This window comes from Paenibacillus nitricinens (genome assembly GCF_052056485.1).
Classification (GTDB): Bacteria; Bacillota; Bacilli; order Paenibacillales; family Paenibacillaceae; genus Paenibacillus_AQ; species Paenibacillus_AQ nitricinens.
Genome location: NZ_CP183948.1, coordinates 3,574,194 through 3,590,004 on the forward strand (window position 1 = coordinate 3,574,194; position 15,811 = coordinate 3,590,004).

The following is a 15,811-nucleotide window of genomic DNA, read 5'->3' on the forward strand; positions in this document are numbered from 1 at the left end:
TTACTTTTGATTGTTTCACTTATACATTTTAAAATTGAAGCGTTCAAAAATCAAGAAATAAAGCCGCATTAAAGTATTGTCTGGCAAGTGATTGAAAATAACAGGTCTGAACAGCTATTGTGGCGATCAGAAGTATGTTGCGGACAGACTCTCTCTGAGATCTCGTAAGATGCGTCAGCCGGTTGATCACACGATCTGTAGAACTTCTAAGCAGGGATTCTTCTTTCCAGGAGAACTCCTTGTGTAAAAGTTGATCTACTTTACATTGTGTCTGTATCGTGGGATTGCTCTTGATCTCTTCAAAAAGTCCGGCGTATGCGAAATACAGCTTTGCCGGTTCTATGAGATCATCATCGTCGCGATCTGGCATTAAGAACATCAGTTGGAATAGCTGACGAATACTTTCGAAATTCAGGGCCGATTTGAGATCATCAATCATAAACAGAAGTGCTGCCTGATTGACTGAATACTTTTTCCCCTCTCTTGGAGAACCGAGGTACTCCTTAAAGTCGCGCTTCACCCAGTTCTGCATAGTAGTCACAGTCAACGTGGAATACTCTATAAGATGGCCTAATGAAGCAATTTCACCAAGTGAAAAGCCTTTAACATTATCGCCCTTAATGATCTTTTGTAAAATGGGTGGAACATCTGTAGATAAAAAAGCGGGTAACGAAGTCCCCTTTTGAATTTCATCAAGATGAAATTTGGTCCATGCCTCTTGGAGGATATTCAGCGGTTTCCGGTCTGATAATCCGGTCAATGAGAGCAGAAGACTGGACATCTCCACACGAGTCAATGCAAATGATTCCATATCTGTTTCCCTCCACCATTTGATATTTTTCTGAAAAGTTCGTAGAATAGTTCATAAGAACTCATAATATGAGTATAACCTATTTTAGGAACGAAAGGGATGGTAAAGATTATATGGGTATAGGACTTAGTTTGACGTTGGTGGCTATTTTGATTATTTTAACCGCTTTTTTTGTAGCAACGGAATTTGCATTGGTGAGACTTAGAGGTAGCCAGATCAGTCAAATGGTGATCGAGGGAAAGAAGAACGCGCTAGCTGTACAACGAGTGTCTGCTAATCTTGACGGGTACTTATCTGCTTGTCAGCTCGGGATTACAATCACTGCGCTGGGTATTGGTGCGTTAGCAGAGCCGGCGTTTGAGCAGCTGCTCCTTCCGGTATTCGACTGGGCTAACATTAGTTCAAGTGTGAGTCACCCTCTTGCGTTTTTATTCGCATTCGTCATTGCAACATTCCTACACGTCGTTGTCGGGGAACTTGCTCCGAAGACAGTAGCTATAAACATTCCGGAAAAAATCGGTCAAATTACATCACCGCTGATTATTTGGTTCTACAGAATTTTGTACCCACTCATTTGGTTTATGAATGGTTCCGCAAATCTGCTTGTTCGCCTTTTTGGGATGAAGCCTGCCAGTGAGCATGGAGACGCACATAGTGAAGATGAGATTCGTTTGATCTTATCCGAAAGCTATGAAAGTGGAAAAATCAATAAAGCTGAATATGGCTATGTAAACCGTATCTTTACTTTTGATGAGATGTTGGCCAAAGAAATCATGGTTCCAAGAACCGATATGGTATGTCTTTTCACCAATCATTCATTGAAAGAAAATTTTGAGATTATCCGTAAGGAGCAATATACTCGCTTCCCGGTTGCAGAAGGCAGCAAGGATAATATCATCGGAATGATTAATACCAAACAGCTTTATTTGCAATATGACAATAACCCAGATTTTGATTTCAAAGGCTTGATTCAGCCTGTCCTAACTGTATCTGAAGTAACACCTGTTAAGAATCTTTTAACGCGTATGCAATTGGAGCGGGTGCATATCGCCCTGCTGCTTGATGAATATGGTGGAACATCTGGCCTCATCACGATAGAAGATATTTTGGAAGAAATCGTTGGTGAAATTCGAGATGAATTTGACGGTGATGAGCGCAGAGAAATTGAGAAACTAAGCGATACAAATTATCTGTTCGATGGTAAGGTATCTTTAATTGAGGTCAAGGAGCTTACCGGTCTTGATTTCGAACATGAGGAAGTGACAACGATTGGAGGCTGGTTATACAGTCATATCCCAGATCCGGCCGTTGGCAAAAGCATTGTACATGATAACGTAACCTTAATCATTCGTGAAATGAACAGATACCGTGTACGCAAGGTTGAGGTCATCATTGAGTCTACTGGTGATACTGAATCGTCAGAGCTTGAGAATTCATAAGCTTTTAATCATAAAAAAAGGATAGAGTTATCAGATTAAAATCTGATCCTCTGTCCTTTTTTCTTTTTTCAAAATCTTACTCATGTAATATTCATCTACCCATTGGCCATTGATCACAAGTGATTTTCTTTTCGTCCCTTCGATCTCAAACCCATTTTTGATATATAGCGCCACAGCCGGTTCATTATGTGTCATGACGGTTAGCTCCAGTCGAACAATTTCAGTATTCCTAGCCCAAACATCCATCTCTCGGAACAGACCTGCACCGATCCCCTTACCTTGATATTGTCTTAGGATGCCAATGATTATGTACGCATTATGGTGATTGCGTCTAACACTTCCACCTCTAACCGACATAAAACCTATCAATTGGTTATCAGCCTCTGCACCAATAAGGATTGAAGTATCGGCTGAAGCGAAGCTTTCGATCATCTCTTTGACCTGATTTAGACTGGATTGCCGTTCATCCGGTTCCAGTAACATGAATTTAGATTCCTGGTCTAACTGATGCTGAAGGCGAAGCAATTCACCTGCATCCTCCGGCACCAGCTCCCTCAATGTAACCCTCATATTCCCACTTCCCATCGTAAATAGCTATAAGTACTTTTTGAACAGCTTACTGGAGCTGCTATTGTATCCAAGATGTTCGTAAAATTGATGTGCATCCTCTCTACTGACTGCACTCGATAACATGATCTTAAGGGCACCCCTAGAGGTGGCTGCGTGCTCAGCATATCTCATTAATTTCGCTCCGTAACCTTTCCCTCTCACCTCTTGTGATATGATGACTCTTTCAATGACAGCAAAGGGTCGATCGTCACATAAAGCATCCATACACAGATGGAGATGGAGCGTCCCAACAATAGTCCCTTCTTCTTCGTACACATAAAGAAAACTATCCGTATTGTCAGCTATCCGCTTCAGTCGTTCCGGTGACACTTGTATAGCTGTTTGCTCAGGCAACAACATTCGATATAAATTTTCAATATACAATGCGTCTTCAGGAACAGCCTCTCTTATCATTAGTTTATTCCTTTCTTAATCATTCTTAACAACGACAGACCATGATAACATTACCATTTGGATCTTTAAAATTAAACCAATGATCATGCTCGATATCCGTAAGAATCTCTCCGCCATTTGCTTTCACATAATCGTAAGCAGCATCAATATCTTCGGTATTTAGATGAAAAGAGGGGATATTAAGAACAGACTCAGAGGTGTAAATTTTGCTGTCTAATACGATTTCTGGTCCCTGCATGGGGATGACGTATAAATGCCCGAATAATACTTCACCATCCAAAGGCAAACCAAGCAATTGGCAATACCATTCTTTTGATTTCTCAATATCCTTTACCGGAATAAAAACTGCACCAATCTGATTCAGAATCGGACTTATCACCATTAAGAAAGCCTCCTCTTTAAAGTTGCAGAATAGGGTGTTATTCTAGAATAATTCGATAAAATATGTCAATTACCTCCCTCCACTTAGGGAAGGTCTGGCAAGTTATGTTATAATTTTGTGAGCACTAATCTAATTTCACGTATGACAGGAGAATTGAATTGGCTAATCTGAACTTCGGTGGATTGAAATTAACACCACCTAAAGTCTTATCACTAGGATTTGTAATACTTATCACTGCCGGAACCTTTTTACTTAGTTTGCCGGTAGCCTCCGTAGAAGGGCATATTTCTTTTATTGATGCATTATTCATGGCTACATCGGCAACCTGTGTTACAGGTTTGGCAGTCATTGATACGGGCACACAGTTAACAACTTTTGGACAAGTCGTTCTACTCGTATTATTTCAGTTTGGGGGATTGGGTTTTATTACGATGGCCACCTTGATTACTTTGGTCCTTAATAAACGAATATCCTTTAAAGAGCGAATTCTTATGCAAGAATCTATGAACCAGAATTCCATGCAAGGTATTGTCCAGTTAATCCGCAGAGTCCTGATCTATTCCCTTGTTATTCAGCTCACAGGTGCCATCTTGTTTGCCGGTAGGTTTATGATGGATATGCCTTTCGGAAAAGCTGTATATTATGGAATTTTTCACAGTATATCTATTTTTAATAATGCAGGCTTTGATTTATTCGGTGACATTCATGGACCCTTTAGTGGACTTACTCGTTTTGTAAATGATCCAATAGTGAATTTCACCTCAATGATCCTCATCTTTCTTGGAGGGGTCGGTTTTATTGTCCTATCTGATATTTTTGACTTTCCAAAACGCAAAAAGCTTACTCTACATTCTAAGGTTGTTCTTTCGACCTCTGTGGTATTGATTGTCTTTGGAGCTGCTTTGTTTTTCTTATTGGAGTTTAATTCCACGCTTAAGCCCTTGAGTGCAGGTGGAAAGATGATGGCTACATTCTTACAAGCGATAACACCACGTTCAGGTGGCGTCACTACGATTGAAATCCCACTTATGCGGGAATCAACGCAATTTCTAATGATTCTCCTAATGTTCATAGGGGCTGCGCCTGGATCTACTGGTGGGGGAATTAAGATTACTACGTTCGCTGTTCTAGTGGCTGCGGTTTCTGCAAGACTAAGGGGTAAAGAGGATATTGTAATGTTTCGTCATCGGATCGCCAAAGAAAATGTCTATAGAGCCGTGACGATGACATTAATGTCTCTAATGTTAGTGGTCATCTCTACGATGTTGTTATCCGTGACAGAAAAGGCTGACTTTCTTGCTGTACTCTTTGAATCCGTATCTGCATTCGGGACTTCTGGTCTCTCCACGGGACTTACTCCAGAATTGACTACGGCGGGTAAAGTGCTCGTTATTTTTCTAATGTTTCTGGGTCGGACAGGTCCGCTTACTCTAGCTTATGCACTCAAGCCTAAGGGCAGTAAAGAACTTTACAGATATCCTGAAGGTAAGATTACAATCGGATAAGGTGAGATGTATCCAGCGGCAATGAATATTGCCGCTGGTAATCAATCAACACTTGTATGTTTTACTCTTCAACGATCTCTTGTTTATCTAGTGCGGCATCAAGCAATTGATTATATACATCGTCATCATTTTCAAGTAGCGCGTCAGTTTCTAAGAACTGCTCTTCACTTCCAGGCTCACCAGCAAAGCTTAGGCTGTAATCCCATTCCGTTCCTCTTGTACTGAAAAAAGTAATCTCATATGGAGCCTTATGGTTTTCGAGAGTAAATATCGTCCTCCCTACATAGCTTTTATCCTCTTTACGGCTCATTTCAGCACTTACGATCTCTAAATTCATCCGTTAATCTTCCTTCCATTCATCAAATCATTTCCCCTCTCAGTATAGCATTGAAATGAATGTAATTCCTCAATTCACACTGTAAATTCCATGTAATTGACTTTTTTCATCCGGCGGTTAATAATTTAGTACAATACTTGTAAAGTACCAAACTATTAGTAATTGGAGGAAATATCGATGACTGATTTCGAGGCAAAGCTTAGTAAATATGCAGATTTAGCTGTGCAAATTGGGGTTAACGTTCAACCAGGGCAAATTCTGGTGGTGAATGCACCGATTCTTGCAGCTGATTTCGTTCGTATGATTACCGCCAAGGCATATGCAATTGGAGCAAGCTTGGTGAAGGTGAACTGGAGTGATGCAAGCATTACACGCCAGCAGTTTGAACATGCTGCACCAGAAGTGTTCACTGAGCCTCCTACTTGGTACGCAGGTGAAATGACCGAACTCGCTGAGAAGGGTGCGGCTATTCTTAACGTGATCGCGGAAGATCCTGATGCACTTAAAGGTATTGATCCTGTACGTATTTCAAATTATCAAAAAGTACGGGGAGCCGCACTCACCAAATATCGTGAAATGCAAATGTCCGACAAAGTTAGCTGGAGTATTGTTGCTGTACCTTGTCAGGCTTGGGCGGATAAAGTATTCCCGGATGTTCCAGCTGAAGAACGTGTAAGTAAGCTATGGGAAGCTATTTTCCATACCGTACGCCTTGATCGTGAAGATCCGGTAGCTGCATGGCAAGAACATCTCGACACCTTAGATCAAAAAGCAAATGTACTCAACGCAAAAAAATATAAGAAACTGCATTACATAGCACCTGGTACGGACCTAAGCATCGAGCTTCCAGAAGGTCATATTTGGGCACAAGGAGACAGCATTAATGCGAAAGGTCATTCTTTTGTAGCCAATATGCCTACCGAAGAAGTATTTACCGCTCCTCTAAAGACTGGTGTAAATGGCACCGTACGAAGCACCAAACCTCTTAGCCATGGCGGCAACATTATCGATGGATTCTCTATTTCTTTTGAGAACGGACGAATTGTTAGTGTTAGTGCAGAGCAAGGACAAGAAGCACTAGAGCACCTCATTAGTATGGATGAAGGAGCTAAATACCTAGGTGAAGTTGCATTAGTTCCACATAAGTCCCCTATCTCAGAGTCCAATATTCTTTATTACAATACCTTGTTTGATGAGAATGCATCCAATCACCTAGCTATAGGTATGGCTTATGCTTTCTGTTTAGAAGGCGGTAAAGATATGACTCCGGATGAACTGATTGCACATGGATTGAATAATAGCGTTACCCATGTGGATTTCATGATCGGTTCTGCGGAGATGAATATTTACGGAATTACTGCTGATGGAACAGAAGAACCTGTATTGATTAATGGAAACTGGGCGTTCTAATAACTGTATATATGAAATAAAGACTAGAGATATTGAAAGGAGTAGAAACTATGTTGGATTTCAAGCAAAAACTGGAGAATTATGCATTGCTGGCAGTAAAGATTGGGGTTAATATCCAACCTGGGCAGACCCTTGTTGTAAATGCCGACATCGTTTCCGCAGAACTGGTGCGTCTTGTAGTACGTAAAGCTTATGAAGCGGGTGCGAAGCTCGTCAAGGTTAATTATAGTGATGAGTTTGTTATACGTACCCGTTATGACCTCGCTCCATCCGATTCCTTTTTGGAACCGCCACAATGGCAAGCAGATGAATTGGAAGACCTGGCTAAAAAAGGTGCAGCATTTCTATCGATAACTTCAACGAATCCAGATCTATTGAGCGGTGTTGAGTCCAAAAGAATTGCGGATAATCAGCGGATCTCTGGACAGACGTTAGCTCCATATCGTGAGTTGTTAATGGGGAATCACGTAAGCTGGAGTATTGTTGCATTCCCATCAGCATCGTGGGCGGCAAAGGTATTCCCTGAAGCATCACCTGATCAGCAAATTGATTTGCTATGGGATGCTATCTTTAAAGCCACACGTGCGGATCAAGCTGACCCTATTCAAGCATGGAGTCAACATTTAGAGGGTCTGAAAGCACGTTGTACTGCTTTGAATGATAATAAGTTCCGCAAGCTGCACTATACAGGACATGGAACCGATTTGACGATTGAGCTGCCAGAAGGACATATCTGGTGTCAAGCAGGAGCTGTCAATGGCAAAGGAGTCCCTTTCCTAGCCAACATCCCTACTGAAGAAGTATTTACTGCCCCACTGAAGTCTGGTGTGAATGGTAAGGTAAGCAGCACTAAGCCGCTTAGCTATGGGGGTAATCTTATAGACAATTTCACCCTCACCTTTGAAAACGGCAAAGTAACGGATTTCACCGCTGAAAAAGGTTCAGAAACGCTTGCTTCCCTTATTGCGTTAGATGAAGGCTCTGCTTATCTTGGAGAAGTCGCTTTGGTGCCTTTCCACTCTCCGATCTCCGAGAGCGGAATTCTATATTACACCACATTATATGATGAGAATGCCTCCTGCCATTTGGCATTAGGTGCAGCTTATGCCTTTACCCTTCAAGAAGGTACGACAATGACGAAAGAACAATTGCAGGAAAAAGGAATGAACCAAAGCCATACACATGTTGATTTTATGATGGGCTCACCTGAAATGAGCATTGATGGTATTAAGGATGATGGAACAACCGTACCTATCTTCCGTGATGGAGATTGGGTTTAAATTGTTCGCTTAAATTATTGAATAAATAAAATGCCAAACAACCTGCTTGCTTCCTCTTCCGAGGACAAAAGCAGGTTGTTTTTTATTGCAAACTAGAATATCCAGTAAATAAATAGTCCAAATTTGAATAAAAGTTCAATATTTGTTCACACTATTGTTGATTTCCGTTCACAAATATGTCACAATACAGTTAAGGATCTAATTTCCAAGGAGGGGATTATCATGTTGAGAGACCCAATATCCAATGAAATTGACAGCGTTGAAGAAGAACAGCTCGAAATTCAAGCACCGGTGGATTCAAGAATTGTTGCATCTAATGCAATCAAATATACCGCCTATGTTATGCTGTTTTTCGGATTCTTGTATTTCCTGATTGCTTACTTGGCACCTATGTTGGAACAATAATGTGATGGATATGATTTTATTAGAAAACGCTTACGGCTAATCACTCTCATGGGAGTAGTGATTAGCCGTTTTTATTTCCATGAGAGTGCTTTGTTCGTCCAGGCTATTGCTGTAGGCGACCATATGCCATTCATTTTGGAATGTAGCCAAGCTATGGCCTCTTCTCTATCGCCTTCAAATGAGGAAAGACCGTTATCTTCCGTCCAGTGGCTTGCAGTCTCAAACGAGGTACTGCTCCAGCCATTTTTCTCACCTTCTGCATTTTGGCGTTCTTTTACACCTGAAATAACGATGTCCAGCGATGCCTGAAGCTCCGTAACTGCATTATCGAATGCCGTCTTCTTTTCCTTAGCCTTCATATCAGCTTCAGCACGAAGGATGCGTGTATCAATCCCTTGACGTTCACGGATAATTTGCAGTAAAGTTACTGCTTCTCTGCTGGCCAATCCGTCATTATAACGTTCTTCTATAGATTTTGTACTTCCAACAGCTGCCACAAATGCTGGAAACCACCCGCTAGAGACCAAGATCGCTTTTTTCTTAATAAACTTGCCGTATCCAGCCAGTCCTTCCCCGGGAAACCTTACACGCCATGACCAAGGATCTAGCTCTGTTCCTGTATGCCAATTTTCTGCTTTCGTTAATCCGTTTAAAGATGGGTGATCAGGAATCAGGTTTGCAAGCGGTAAAATCCCAACCTTGGCAACAATGCCTACAGCTTCCTCAAAAGTGGTGACACTACCTTCTTCATATCCCTCATGCATCACTACATCATCTCCTTATGTACTCCATTATTTTGATTTCATATTTCCAATCCCAGCAATGAATGTACCGATGAGGCGAGATAAACTTACATTAGTATCAAGCGCCATTCCGAAACCGCCTTTTTGTTCCAAAGAGGCGAAGCCATGCAAAATGCTTCGTAACCCGCGGACTGCATGAATTTCACCCTCCTCACCTAACTGATAATCCTTCATCACTTGAATGATAAGCTTCAGTATATCTTCACTTGCTGCTTCTAGCTCCGTATTGGCCTGTTCAGGCGCTCGCAGCGTGGTCTCATATAAACCAGGGCGACTTCTAGCAAAGTCCACGTACGCTCGCCCCATCGCCTGTACAGCATCATCTCTACTAAGTCCTTTAGCTGCGCTAATCATGGCCGTAGAAAGCTCACCTAGTCCATAAATTGCTAGTTGTGTACGCAAATCCTGTAGCCCGTTAATGTGATTGTATAGCGACGGAGATCGAACACCTAGTTTATTAGCCAATGCAGCTAAAGTTACGGTCTCGATTCCTTCATGATCGGCAATTTCTGCTGCTGCAATAACTAGCATACGACGATCTAATCCCGCTCTAGGTGACATTTAATTCCTCCTTCCTTGATTCATTTGTGCTTTGTGTATGGCATTCTCCATGGTTTGAACTGGATTTCTAAGCAAGTCTCCATGTCCAGTGGCCAGTATAGTCGGAGAAGCCTCTAGAAGCTTAATGGCACTTTTTAAGGCTTGATCTTTATTCCAGGTGGCCATAGCCGGAAACGGAAACCAAGGAATTACGGTTCCTGAAACTGCGGTTCCCCGGAAGGTTTGAAAAGCATCGCCAACAATAACAGCTTTGCTTCGTGAATCAATAAAAGACATAGAGCCAGGGGTATGACCGGGAGTTAGAATGGCTGTCAACGAACCAATGACATCGCCATCATAGAGTAATACATCTGGTCTTGTTGTTACCTTATCGGGTACACTTCCCTTAATAGGGGTCTGAGGTTCTCCCTCACGAAGGGAACGATCTCCGCTTAATAAAGAGGAATCCCTTTCTGAAATGTACACCTGAGCCTCTGGAAGCTGCTTTTTTAGTTCATCCAGTGCACCAACATGATCACCATGAGCATGCGTTAATACAATACGAGTAATCTTCTTATTTAACTTTGCTGAAGTATCCATAATTCCCTTTACACTAAACGGCATGGCCGCATCGATCAAAGTTAATTCATTTTCTTCCTCTATGATGTAACAATTCACAGGAAACACTTTTGGCATCCAAGTCAGCTGTAATAAATGACCTTCACGAGTTACTCTCATCATTATCCCTCCACAAAACTAATGGTATTAGCTTAAATATAAACTAATGGTATTAGTTTTGCAATAGCGATTTATCCATTCCTCTACCCACTATCATAAACCCGTATGTACTAATCTTCTGACCTTCTGAGATAATCCGCTCATCCTTAATCCTTGTCCCTCTCACCTTAATCCTCCCAAAAAATATCGTCTAATGATCTATCCAATGCCTTGCAGATCGCTAAGCATAACTTAAGTGTCGGGTTATAGTTTCCAGCTTCAATTAGGCCAATCGTCTGCCTTGTAACCCCTACTAATTCCGCTAACTGTTCTTGGGAAAGATCTTTTCCTACACGAGCCAGTTTCATCTTGATGTTCTTGTTCTCCCCCACGCTTTTCCCTCCTTATACAGATTGTTTCATTACACTAAATTGTAATCTATACTAATCATTATGCACAGTATATATTGCTATAAACATTTTCGAAACTTCTTCAACTCAACTTTACTCATCCTCGATTCATCTTTACTCGACTTTCCTTATCTTTTCCCTGCCTCTTTCCTAGAGATTCTAAGCAAGAAAAAAGCACCCCAATGGATGCTTTAAACGATTACTATTCAAATCCCTTATAGTCTTCTCTATTCCACTACATCGTTCTCTGGATAGCTATCAACGATCTTCAGTAGTTCAGAAGCATCCGTGCGTGGACGGCTGTCTGGCACAGTCTCGGGGTATCCAGCATGGATCATAGCTATGATCTTCTCTCCTGGCTTCACACCAATTTTGTTACGGAATTCAGGATTATTGATATAAGGATCGGTCTTCCAAATCGTTCCCACGCCTTGCTCCCAAGCAGCTAGTTGGAAGTTCTGCACAAGTGCTGACGCTGCTGCAAAATCCTCATCCCACTCTCTCTGCCGAGGATCTTCAGGCATCACCACAATCAACGTTAAGGGAATATTTGAGATATATTCTTTGCGCTTGGCAGCCAATTCAGGATCAGCTATGGCACGTTTCACGAAGGCAAATGCTGCTTCAGCCAAGAACTTTGTACCTTCACCTTGAAAAGCAATGAATCTCCACGGCTCACGAACCCCATGATTAGGCGCCCATACCGCTACATTTAACAATTCCTCTAATAGTCCTTGTGGCAGTGGATCTTTTTGAAAAAGTTTAATAGAGCGCCGTTCTTTAATTAGTTCTGCTACGCTATTCTTTTGAGTCGATTGAGTTTGTGTCATAAGATCCACTCCCTATAGTAATAATGATAATCATTATCATTAATAATACAGTATCAATCTGCCTTTTGCAAATATTAGAAAAAAAACACCGTTCCCTAAAGAACGATGTTAAAAGGCTTCAGCCGAAACGGCCCATGATGTATTCTTGTGTCATTTGATTCTCAGGATTAGTAAAGACCTTATCCGTTTTATCATATTCTATAAGGGATCCAAGATAAAAATAGGCCGTATAATCAGAGATCCGTGCAGCCTGCTGCATGTTGTGCGTTACGATTACGATGCGAAGCTCTTCTTTTAACTCCTTGATGAGCTCCTCTACTTTACCAGTGGAAACCGGATCTAGTGCGGATGCGGGTTCGTCCAAGAGCAGAATTTGTGGGTTAACCGACAACGCCCTTGCAATACATAAGCGCTGCTGTTGTCCACCGGATAGAGCTAATGCTGAATCTTTTAACCGGTCCTTCACTTCGTCCCACAAGGCTGCTTTGCGAAGGCTGCTCTCTACGATCTCATCGAGTGCTTTTTTCCCTTTAATTCCATGATACTTAGGACCAAAAGCGATGTTATCATAAATGGATTTGTAGAACGGATTCGGCTTCTGCCACACCATACCAATCTTCTGACGCAGTTTGATAACGTCTGTGCCCGGAGCATTAATATCCACTCCATCAATCCAGATGCTTCCTTTGGTGGTTGATCCGGAGATTTCGTCATTCATCCGATTCAGTGAACGAAGAAAGGTTGATTTACCGCAGCCGGATGGGCCGATCAGTGCAGTAACCGTATTTTCAGCAAAAGGAAGACTAATCCCCTTTACTGCCTCATATGTTCCATAAAAAATACTCAGGTCCTCGGTTTGAAAAGATTCTCGCACTGCTGTTGCCGACGTTCCCATCGATTACTCCTCCTACATCTCTACTTTAATTTTTAGGAATTAGTTCATTCTTTTTGAAGCTGTAAGCTTACGATAAATAAATCTTCCGAAATAACGTGCTGCCAAGTTGAAGATCAACACCATAATTACAAGTACTGCTGAAGCTCCCGCAGCAATTTGCGCGGCATCAGGAGCAAGGCCTTCACTATTTACCTTCCAGATATGAACAGCCAGTGTTTCAGCTGGACGGAAAGGATTCAGTGGTGAGTTCGGACTAAGTGGATTCCAGTTGGTGAAATCTAGTCTTGGACTACTCATTCCTGCAGTAAACATCAACGCGGCTGCTTCCCCAAAGACACGGCCAGCGGACAAAATAGTACCGGTAATAATCGTTGGTAATGCTACTGGAAACAACACAGAGGTTACGATTTTCCACTTGGACAATCCTAGTGCAAAACCTGCCTCTTTTTGTTGCTTCGGAACACTACGGAAAGCTTGCTCAGTAATCCGAACCATCAGCGGTAGATTAAAGACCGTCAATGCCAGTGCTCCCGAGATTAAGGAAAAGCCAAGATTAAAATAGTTAACAATCAGCAATAGACCAAACAAGCCGACTACGATTGAAGGGAACGAAGATAATACTTCAACAATTAAGCGAATAAAGCCGGTGATTTTTCCTGGACGAGCATATTCAGCCATATAAATACCGGCACCCAGTCCAAGCGGTACTGTAATTATTAGCGTGAGTACCAAAAGGAATAAGGAGTTGAATAATTGAGGACCAATTCCTCCACCTGCTCGAATTTTTTGTGGTGCAGAGAATAGAAAATCCCAACTAATGTGACTAAGGCCTCGAAAGAGGATATATCCTAATAGACCAACCAGAATAGCTACGATGAGCAATGCGAAAAACACAATAAGGCTTGTGGCAATTTTATTTACGGTTCTCGGCTTCAAATTTTATTTCTCCTTTCAAGCAGTCTCACAAAGAAGACAAATACAAAGGTCATCAGCATAAGAACCAGTGCCATACTCCACAGAGCATTATTGTGCGCAGAACCCATGGTTGTGTTCCCCATTCCAAGCGTGATTACACTCGTCAAGGTAGAAGCTGATTCAAAGAGTGATTTTGGTACGAACGGCGCATTCCCGATAACCATCTGTACAGCAAGGGCTTCACCGAATGCACGTGCCATCCCCAGGACAATACCAGTCATAATAGCAGGAAACGTTGTCGGAATAATCACTCGAGAGATCGTCTGCCACCGGGTGGCACCAAGCGCATAGGAGGATTCCTTTAAATTTTGCGGCAATGAAGCCAGCGCGTCTGCAGCCACGCTTGTAATCGTCGGAAGAATCATGACCGAGAGCACAAGCGCGCCTGCAGCTACCCCGATGCCTTGACCAGGCAGGTTGTTGCGTAGAAACGGTACTATAACACTTAATCCGATGAAACCATAAACAACTGAAGGGATACCTGCCAACAGCTCGATTACGGGCTGAAGCAATTTTTTGCCCCATCCTGGGACAATCTCCGTCATAAACAGCGCAGCGCAAAGGCTAAGTGGACTAGCAATCAATGCTGCAAGTAGAGTAACTAAGAAGGATCCCGTGATAAACGGAAATGCACCAAAGGATGGCGTATCTGCTTCAGGTGACCACTTTGTTCCGAACAGAAAATCTGTAACGCTAACATCGCCACTTGTGAAAGTTGAAATCCCTTTAGACGCCACAAAATATACCATCGATACAATGATTGTTATCAATAGCAGTACACAGAAGGACATATATGTACGTCCCACAAAATCTTCAATATGATGTTTCTCGATGCGTGAGTTCTTTATTTTCACCCTCAATTGCTCCCTCTTTCTAAAGTGAAAAGAGAGGCAGATGTATCCGCCTCTAATCACTTGAGATTCTAATCCTTACAAATTACTTAGAAGTGAATTACTTAGCTGTAACATTTCCTGCAACGTCACGAGTAACTTGCATTTTTACTGCTGGAATGTATCCAAGCTCAACAACTTCACCTGTTTGTACTTCGTCTGTCAAGAAAAAGTCAAGGAATGCTTTTACAGTTTCATTTGGTTCGCCGTTTGTGTACATGTGCTCGTAAGCCCATACTGGATATTTACCAGAAACAACATTGTCCACAGATGCTTCTACACCATCAAGGCTAAGTGTTTTGATTGAATCATCAAGGTATGAAAGAGCCAGATAACCGATAGCCCCTGGAGTTTCTCCGATCATTTTCTTAACAGTACCGGAGGAATCTTCTTGAATCGATCCTGGGATATCTTCCGTTTTAGTTCCAAGTGCAAAGCTTTCAAAGGTTGCGCGAGTACCGGAGCTGCCTGGACGGTTGATGATTTGGATTTTTTGATCCGCTCCGCCAACTTCTTTCCAGTTCGTAACCTTACCTGTGAAAATATCGATAAGCTGTTGCTTAGTCAAGCTGTCTACACCAGCATCCGGATGAGTTACTGCTGCGATCGCTACTACTGCTACTTGATGATCTACAAGAGCTGCTGCTTTTTCTGCATCTGCATCCTTTAGTTTTTCTTCTGCGAATACGTCAGAGTTACCGATATCTACTTGTTTCTCAGCTACTTGAGTAAGACCAGTACCACTGCCGCCGCCTTGAACTTGAATGTCCACGCCAGCATTTTTATCCATGAAATTCTCTGCTACCAGCTCAACCAATGGTTGTAGTGCTGTTGAACCTGATGCTAGAATAGAACCACTTATTTTAGCGCCGCTACCTTCATTTGTAGCTGCAGCGTTTCCTCCCGTGTTGTTTGCCCCACCATTACCGCAGGCCGAAAGTGCCAGTACGCTTGTTAAAGCCAAAGTCATAACCCAAGATTTTTTGAATTGCATTGTTTTGTCTCCTCCTAAATGTTTTGTTAGCACGGCTTCCGCATACAGTTCATATGGAACTGGCTTCGAAAGCTTTAACATGGTGTTGTGGAGCTTTGGCCCCCATATGCTTGTTTACTGTAAAAGTGCATTGTACGCATATGTTATTGTTGTTGTCCGGAGCTT

The 15,811-nt window shown here is 42.2% G+C and carries 19 protein-coding genes; 5 read left to right on the forward strand and 14 right to left on the reverse strand.

Annotated features, from left to right (window positions below):
* Positions 1-43 precede the first annotated feature (43 nt).
* Positions 44-811 (reverse strand): DUF1836 domain-containing protein, encoded by a 768-nt coding sequence (locus ACN6KS_RS15700; RefSeq protein WP_440960003.1) that lies wholly within the window; start codon positions 809-811, stop codon positions 44-46.
* Positions 812-924: 113 nt separating this feature from the next.
* Here ACN6KS_RS15700 and ACN6KS_RS15705 point away from each other — a divergent pair, with 113 nt between their 5' ends.
* Positions 925-2,250, forward strand: coding sequence for a hemolysin family protein (locus ACN6KS_RS15705; RefSeq protein WP_094869089.1), 1,326 nt, complete (start codon positions 925-927; stop codon positions 2,248-2,250).
* A 30-nt stretch (positions 2,251-2,280) separates the two neighbouring features.
* Here ACN6KS_RS15705 and ACN6KS_RS15710 read toward each other — a convergent pair whose 3' ends face one another.
* Genes ACN6KS_RS15710 through ACN6KS_RS15720 form a run of 3 tightly spaced genes read right to left on the reverse strand, consistent with a single transcriptional unit; the run spans position 2,281 to position 3,652 of the window.
* Complete coding sequence (locus ACN6KS_RS15710) at positions 2,281-2,820, reverse strand: GNAT family N-acetyltransferase (protein WP_440960004.1); 540 nt, start codon at positions 2,818-2,820, stop codon at positions 2,281-2,283.
* A gap of 24 nt (positions 2,821-2,844) precedes the next feature.
* Positions 2,845-3,273, reverse strand: a complete 429-nt coding sequence (locus tag ACN6KS_RS15715) for a GNAT family N-acetyltransferase (protein WP_094869091.1) — start codon at positions 3,271-3,273, stop codon at positions 2,845-2,847.
* 25 nt (positions 3,274-3,298) lie between these two features.
* Positions 3,299-3,652, reverse strand: coding sequence for a VOC family protein (locus ACN6KS_RS15720; RefSeq protein WP_094869173.1), 354 nt, complete (start codon positions 3,650-3,652; stop codon positions 3,299-3,301).
* Between the two features lie 161 nt (positions 3,653-3,813).
* Here ACN6KS_RS15720 and ACN6KS_RS15725 point away from each other — a divergent pair, with 161 nt between their 5' ends.
* The gene (locus ACN6KS_RS15725) at positions 3,814-5,160 is read left to right on the forward strand and encodes a TrkH family potassium uptake protein (RefSeq protein WP_440960005.1); all 1,347 of its coding nucleotides are present in this window, start codon (positions 3,814-3,816) and stop codon (positions 5,158-5,160) included.
* 61 nt (positions 5,161-5,221) lie between these two features.
* On the opposite strand, the gene ACN6KS_RS15730 is transcribed toward ACN6KS_RS15725, so the two are convergent.
* Entirely contained in the window at positions 5,222-5,497 is a 276-nt protein-coding gene (locus tag ACN6KS_RS15730) for a hypothetical protein (RefSeq protein WP_042188584.1), read from the reverse strand.
* Between the two features lie 177 nt (positions 5,498-5,674).
* Here ACN6KS_RS15730 and ACN6KS_RS15735 point away from each other — a divergent pair, with 177 nt between their 5' ends.
* The 3 genes from ACN6KS_RS15735 to ACN6KS_RS15745 all read left to right on the forward strand — a co-directional run bounded on the left by ACN6KS_RS15735 (position 5,675) and on the right by ACN6KS_RS15745 (position 8,592).
* Positions 5,675-6,907 carry an aminopeptidase gene (locus tag ACN6KS_RS15735; RefSeq protein ID WP_440960006.1) on the forward strand — a complete coding sequence of 411 codons (1,233 nt, stop codon included), beginning with the start codon at positions 5,675-5,677 and terminating at the stop codon, positions 6,905-6,907.
* Positions 6,908-6,957: 50 nt separating this feature from the next.
* Complete coding sequence (locus tag ACN6KS_RS15740) at positions 6,958-8,187, forward strand: aminopeptidase (protein ID WP_440960007.1); 1,230 nt, start codon at positions 6,958-6,960, stop codon at positions 8,185-8,187.
* A gap of 222 nt (positions 8,188-8,409) precedes the next feature.
* A complete protein-coding gene (locus tag ACN6KS_RS15745) occupies positions 8,410-8,592 on the forward strand; it encodes a hypothetical protein (protein WP_042128123.1) in 183 nt (60 codons plus the stop codon).
* Positions 8,593-8,663: 71 nt separating this feature from the next.
* On the opposite strand, the gene ACN6KS_RS15750 is transcribed toward ACN6KS_RS15745, so the two are convergent.
* The 9 genes from ACN6KS_RS15750 to ACN6KS_RS15790 all read right to left on the reverse strand — a co-directional run bounded on the left by ACN6KS_RS15750 (position 8,664) and on the right by ACN6KS_RS15790 (position 15,646).
* Entirely contained in the window at positions 8,664-9,356 is a 693-nt protein-coding gene (locus tag ACN6KS_RS15750) for an AlkZ-related protein (RefSeq protein WP_440962407.1), read from the reverse strand.
* A 27-nt stretch (positions 9,357-9,383) separates the two neighbouring features.
* Positions 9,384-9,956, reverse strand: a complete 573-nt coding sequence (locus ACN6KS_RS15755) for a TetR/AcrR family transcriptional regulator (RefSeq protein WP_440960008.1) — start codon at positions 9,954-9,956, stop codon at positions 9,384-9,386.
* Complete coding sequence (locus tag ACN6KS_RS15760) at positions 9,957-10,673, reverse strand: MBL fold metallo-hydrolase (protein ID WP_094875777.1); 717 nt, start codon at positions 10,671-10,673, stop codon at positions 9,957-9,959. It abuts the gene before it with no gap.
* A gap of 167 nt (positions 10,674-10,840) precedes the next feature.
* Entirely contained in the window at positions 10,841-11,020 is a 180-nt protein-coding gene (locus ACN6KS_RS15765) for a helix-turn-helix transcriptional regulator (RefSeq protein WP_440962408.1), read from the reverse strand.
* A 269-nt stretch (positions 11,021-11,289) separates the two neighbouring features.
* Positions 11,290-11,892, reverse strand: coding sequence for a nitroreductase family protein (locus ACN6KS_RS15770; RefSeq protein ID WP_440960009.1), 603 nt, complete (start codon positions 11,890-11,892; stop codon positions 11,290-11,292).
* A 118-nt stretch (positions 11,893-12,010) separates the two neighbouring features.
* Positions 12,011-12,787: a phosphate ABC transporter ATP-binding protein PstB gene (gene pstB / locus ACN6KS_RS15775; protein ID WP_076120520.1), complete on the reverse strand. Its 777-nt coding sequence runs from the start codon at positions 12,785-12,787 to the stop codon at positions 12,011-12,013.
* Positions 12,788-12,826: 39 nt separating this feature from the next.
* A complete protein-coding gene (gene pstA / locus ACN6KS_RS15780) occupies positions 12,827-13,723 on the reverse strand; it encodes a phosphate ABC transporter permease PstA (protein WP_042128135.1) in 897 nt (298 codons plus the stop codon).
* Positions 13,720-14,622, reverse strand: coding sequence for a phosphate ABC transporter permease subunit PstC (pstC, locus tag ACN6KS_RS15785; protein WP_094869100.1), 903 nt, complete (start codon positions 14,620-14,622; stop codon positions 13,720-13,722). The genes pstA and pstC overlap by 4 nt, the downstream gene beginning before the upstream one ends.
* Before the next feature lie 91 nt (positions 14,623-14,713).
* A complete protein-coding gene (locus tag ACN6KS_RS15790) occupies positions 14,714-15,646 on the reverse strand; it encodes a phosphate ABC transporter substrate-binding protein (protein ID WP_094869101.1) in 933 nt (310 codons plus the stop codon).
* Positions 15,647-15,811: the final 165 nt, after the last annotated feature.

Bases quoted from the DNA above. Each gene is read 5' to 3' on its own strand.
- ACN6KS_RS15715 (WP_094869091.1), bottom strand. From the start codon at position 3,273: ATGATAAGAGAGGCTGTTCCTGAAGACGCATTGTATATTGAAAATTTA.
- ACN6KS_RS15710 (WP_440960004.1), bottom strand. From the start codon at position 2,820: ATGAGGGTTACATTGAGGGAGCTGGTGCCGGAGGATGCAGGTGAATTG.
- ACN6KS_RS15750 (WP_440962407.1), bottom strand. From the start codon at position 9,356: ATGCATGAGGGATATGAAGAAGGTAGTGTCACCACTTTTGAGGAAGCT.
- ACN6KS_RS15705 (WP_094869089.1), top strand. From the start codon at position 925: ATGGGTATAGGACTTAGTTTGACGTTGGTGGCTATTTTGATTATTTTA.
- ACN6KS_RS15770 (WP_440960009.1), bottom strand. From the start codon at position 11,892: ATGACACAAACTCAATCGACTCAAAAGAATAGCGTAGCAGAACTAATT.
- ACN6KS_RS15740 (WP_440960007.1), top strand. From the start codon at position 6,958: ATGTTGGATTTCAAGCAAAAACTGGAGAATTATGCATTGCTGGCAGTA.
- ACN6KS_RS15790 (WP_094869101.1), bottom strand. From the start codon at position 15,646: ATGCAATTCAAAAAATCTTGGGTTATGACTTTGGCTTTAACAAGCGTA.
- ACN6KS_RS15765 (WP_440962408.1), bottom strand. From the start codon at position 11,020: ATGAAACTGGCTCGTGTAGGAAAAGATCTTTCCCAAGAACAGTTAGCG.
- ACN6KS_RS15755 (WP_440960008.1), bottom strand. From the start codon at position 9,956: ATGTCACCTAGAGCGGGATTAGATCGTCGTATGCTAGTTATTGCAGCA.
- ACN6KS_RS15760 (WP_094875777.1), bottom strand. From the start codon at position 10,673: ATGAGAGTAACTCGTGAAGGTCATTTATTACAGCTGACTTGGATGCCA.
- ACN6KS_RS15745 (WP_042128123.1), top strand. From the start codon at position 8,410: ATGTTGAGAGACCCAATATCCAATGAAATTGACAGCGTTGAAGAAGAA.
- ACN6KS_RS15730 (WP_042188584.1), bottom strand. From the start codon at position 5,497: ATGAATTTAGAGATCGTAAGTGCTGAAATGAGCCGTAAAGAGGATAAA.
- pstB (WP_076120520.1), bottom strand. From the start codon at position 12,787: ATGGGAACGTCGGCAACAGCAGTGCGAGAATCTTTTCAAACCGAGGAC.
- ACN6KS_RS15700 (WP_440960003.1), bottom strand. From the start codon at position 811: ATGGAATCATTTGCATTGACTCGTGTGGAGATGTCCAGTCTTCTGCTC.
- ACN6KS_RS15735 (WP_440960006.1), top strand. From the start codon at position 5,675: ATGACTGATTTCGAGGCAAAGCTTAGTAAATATGCAGATTTAGCTGTG.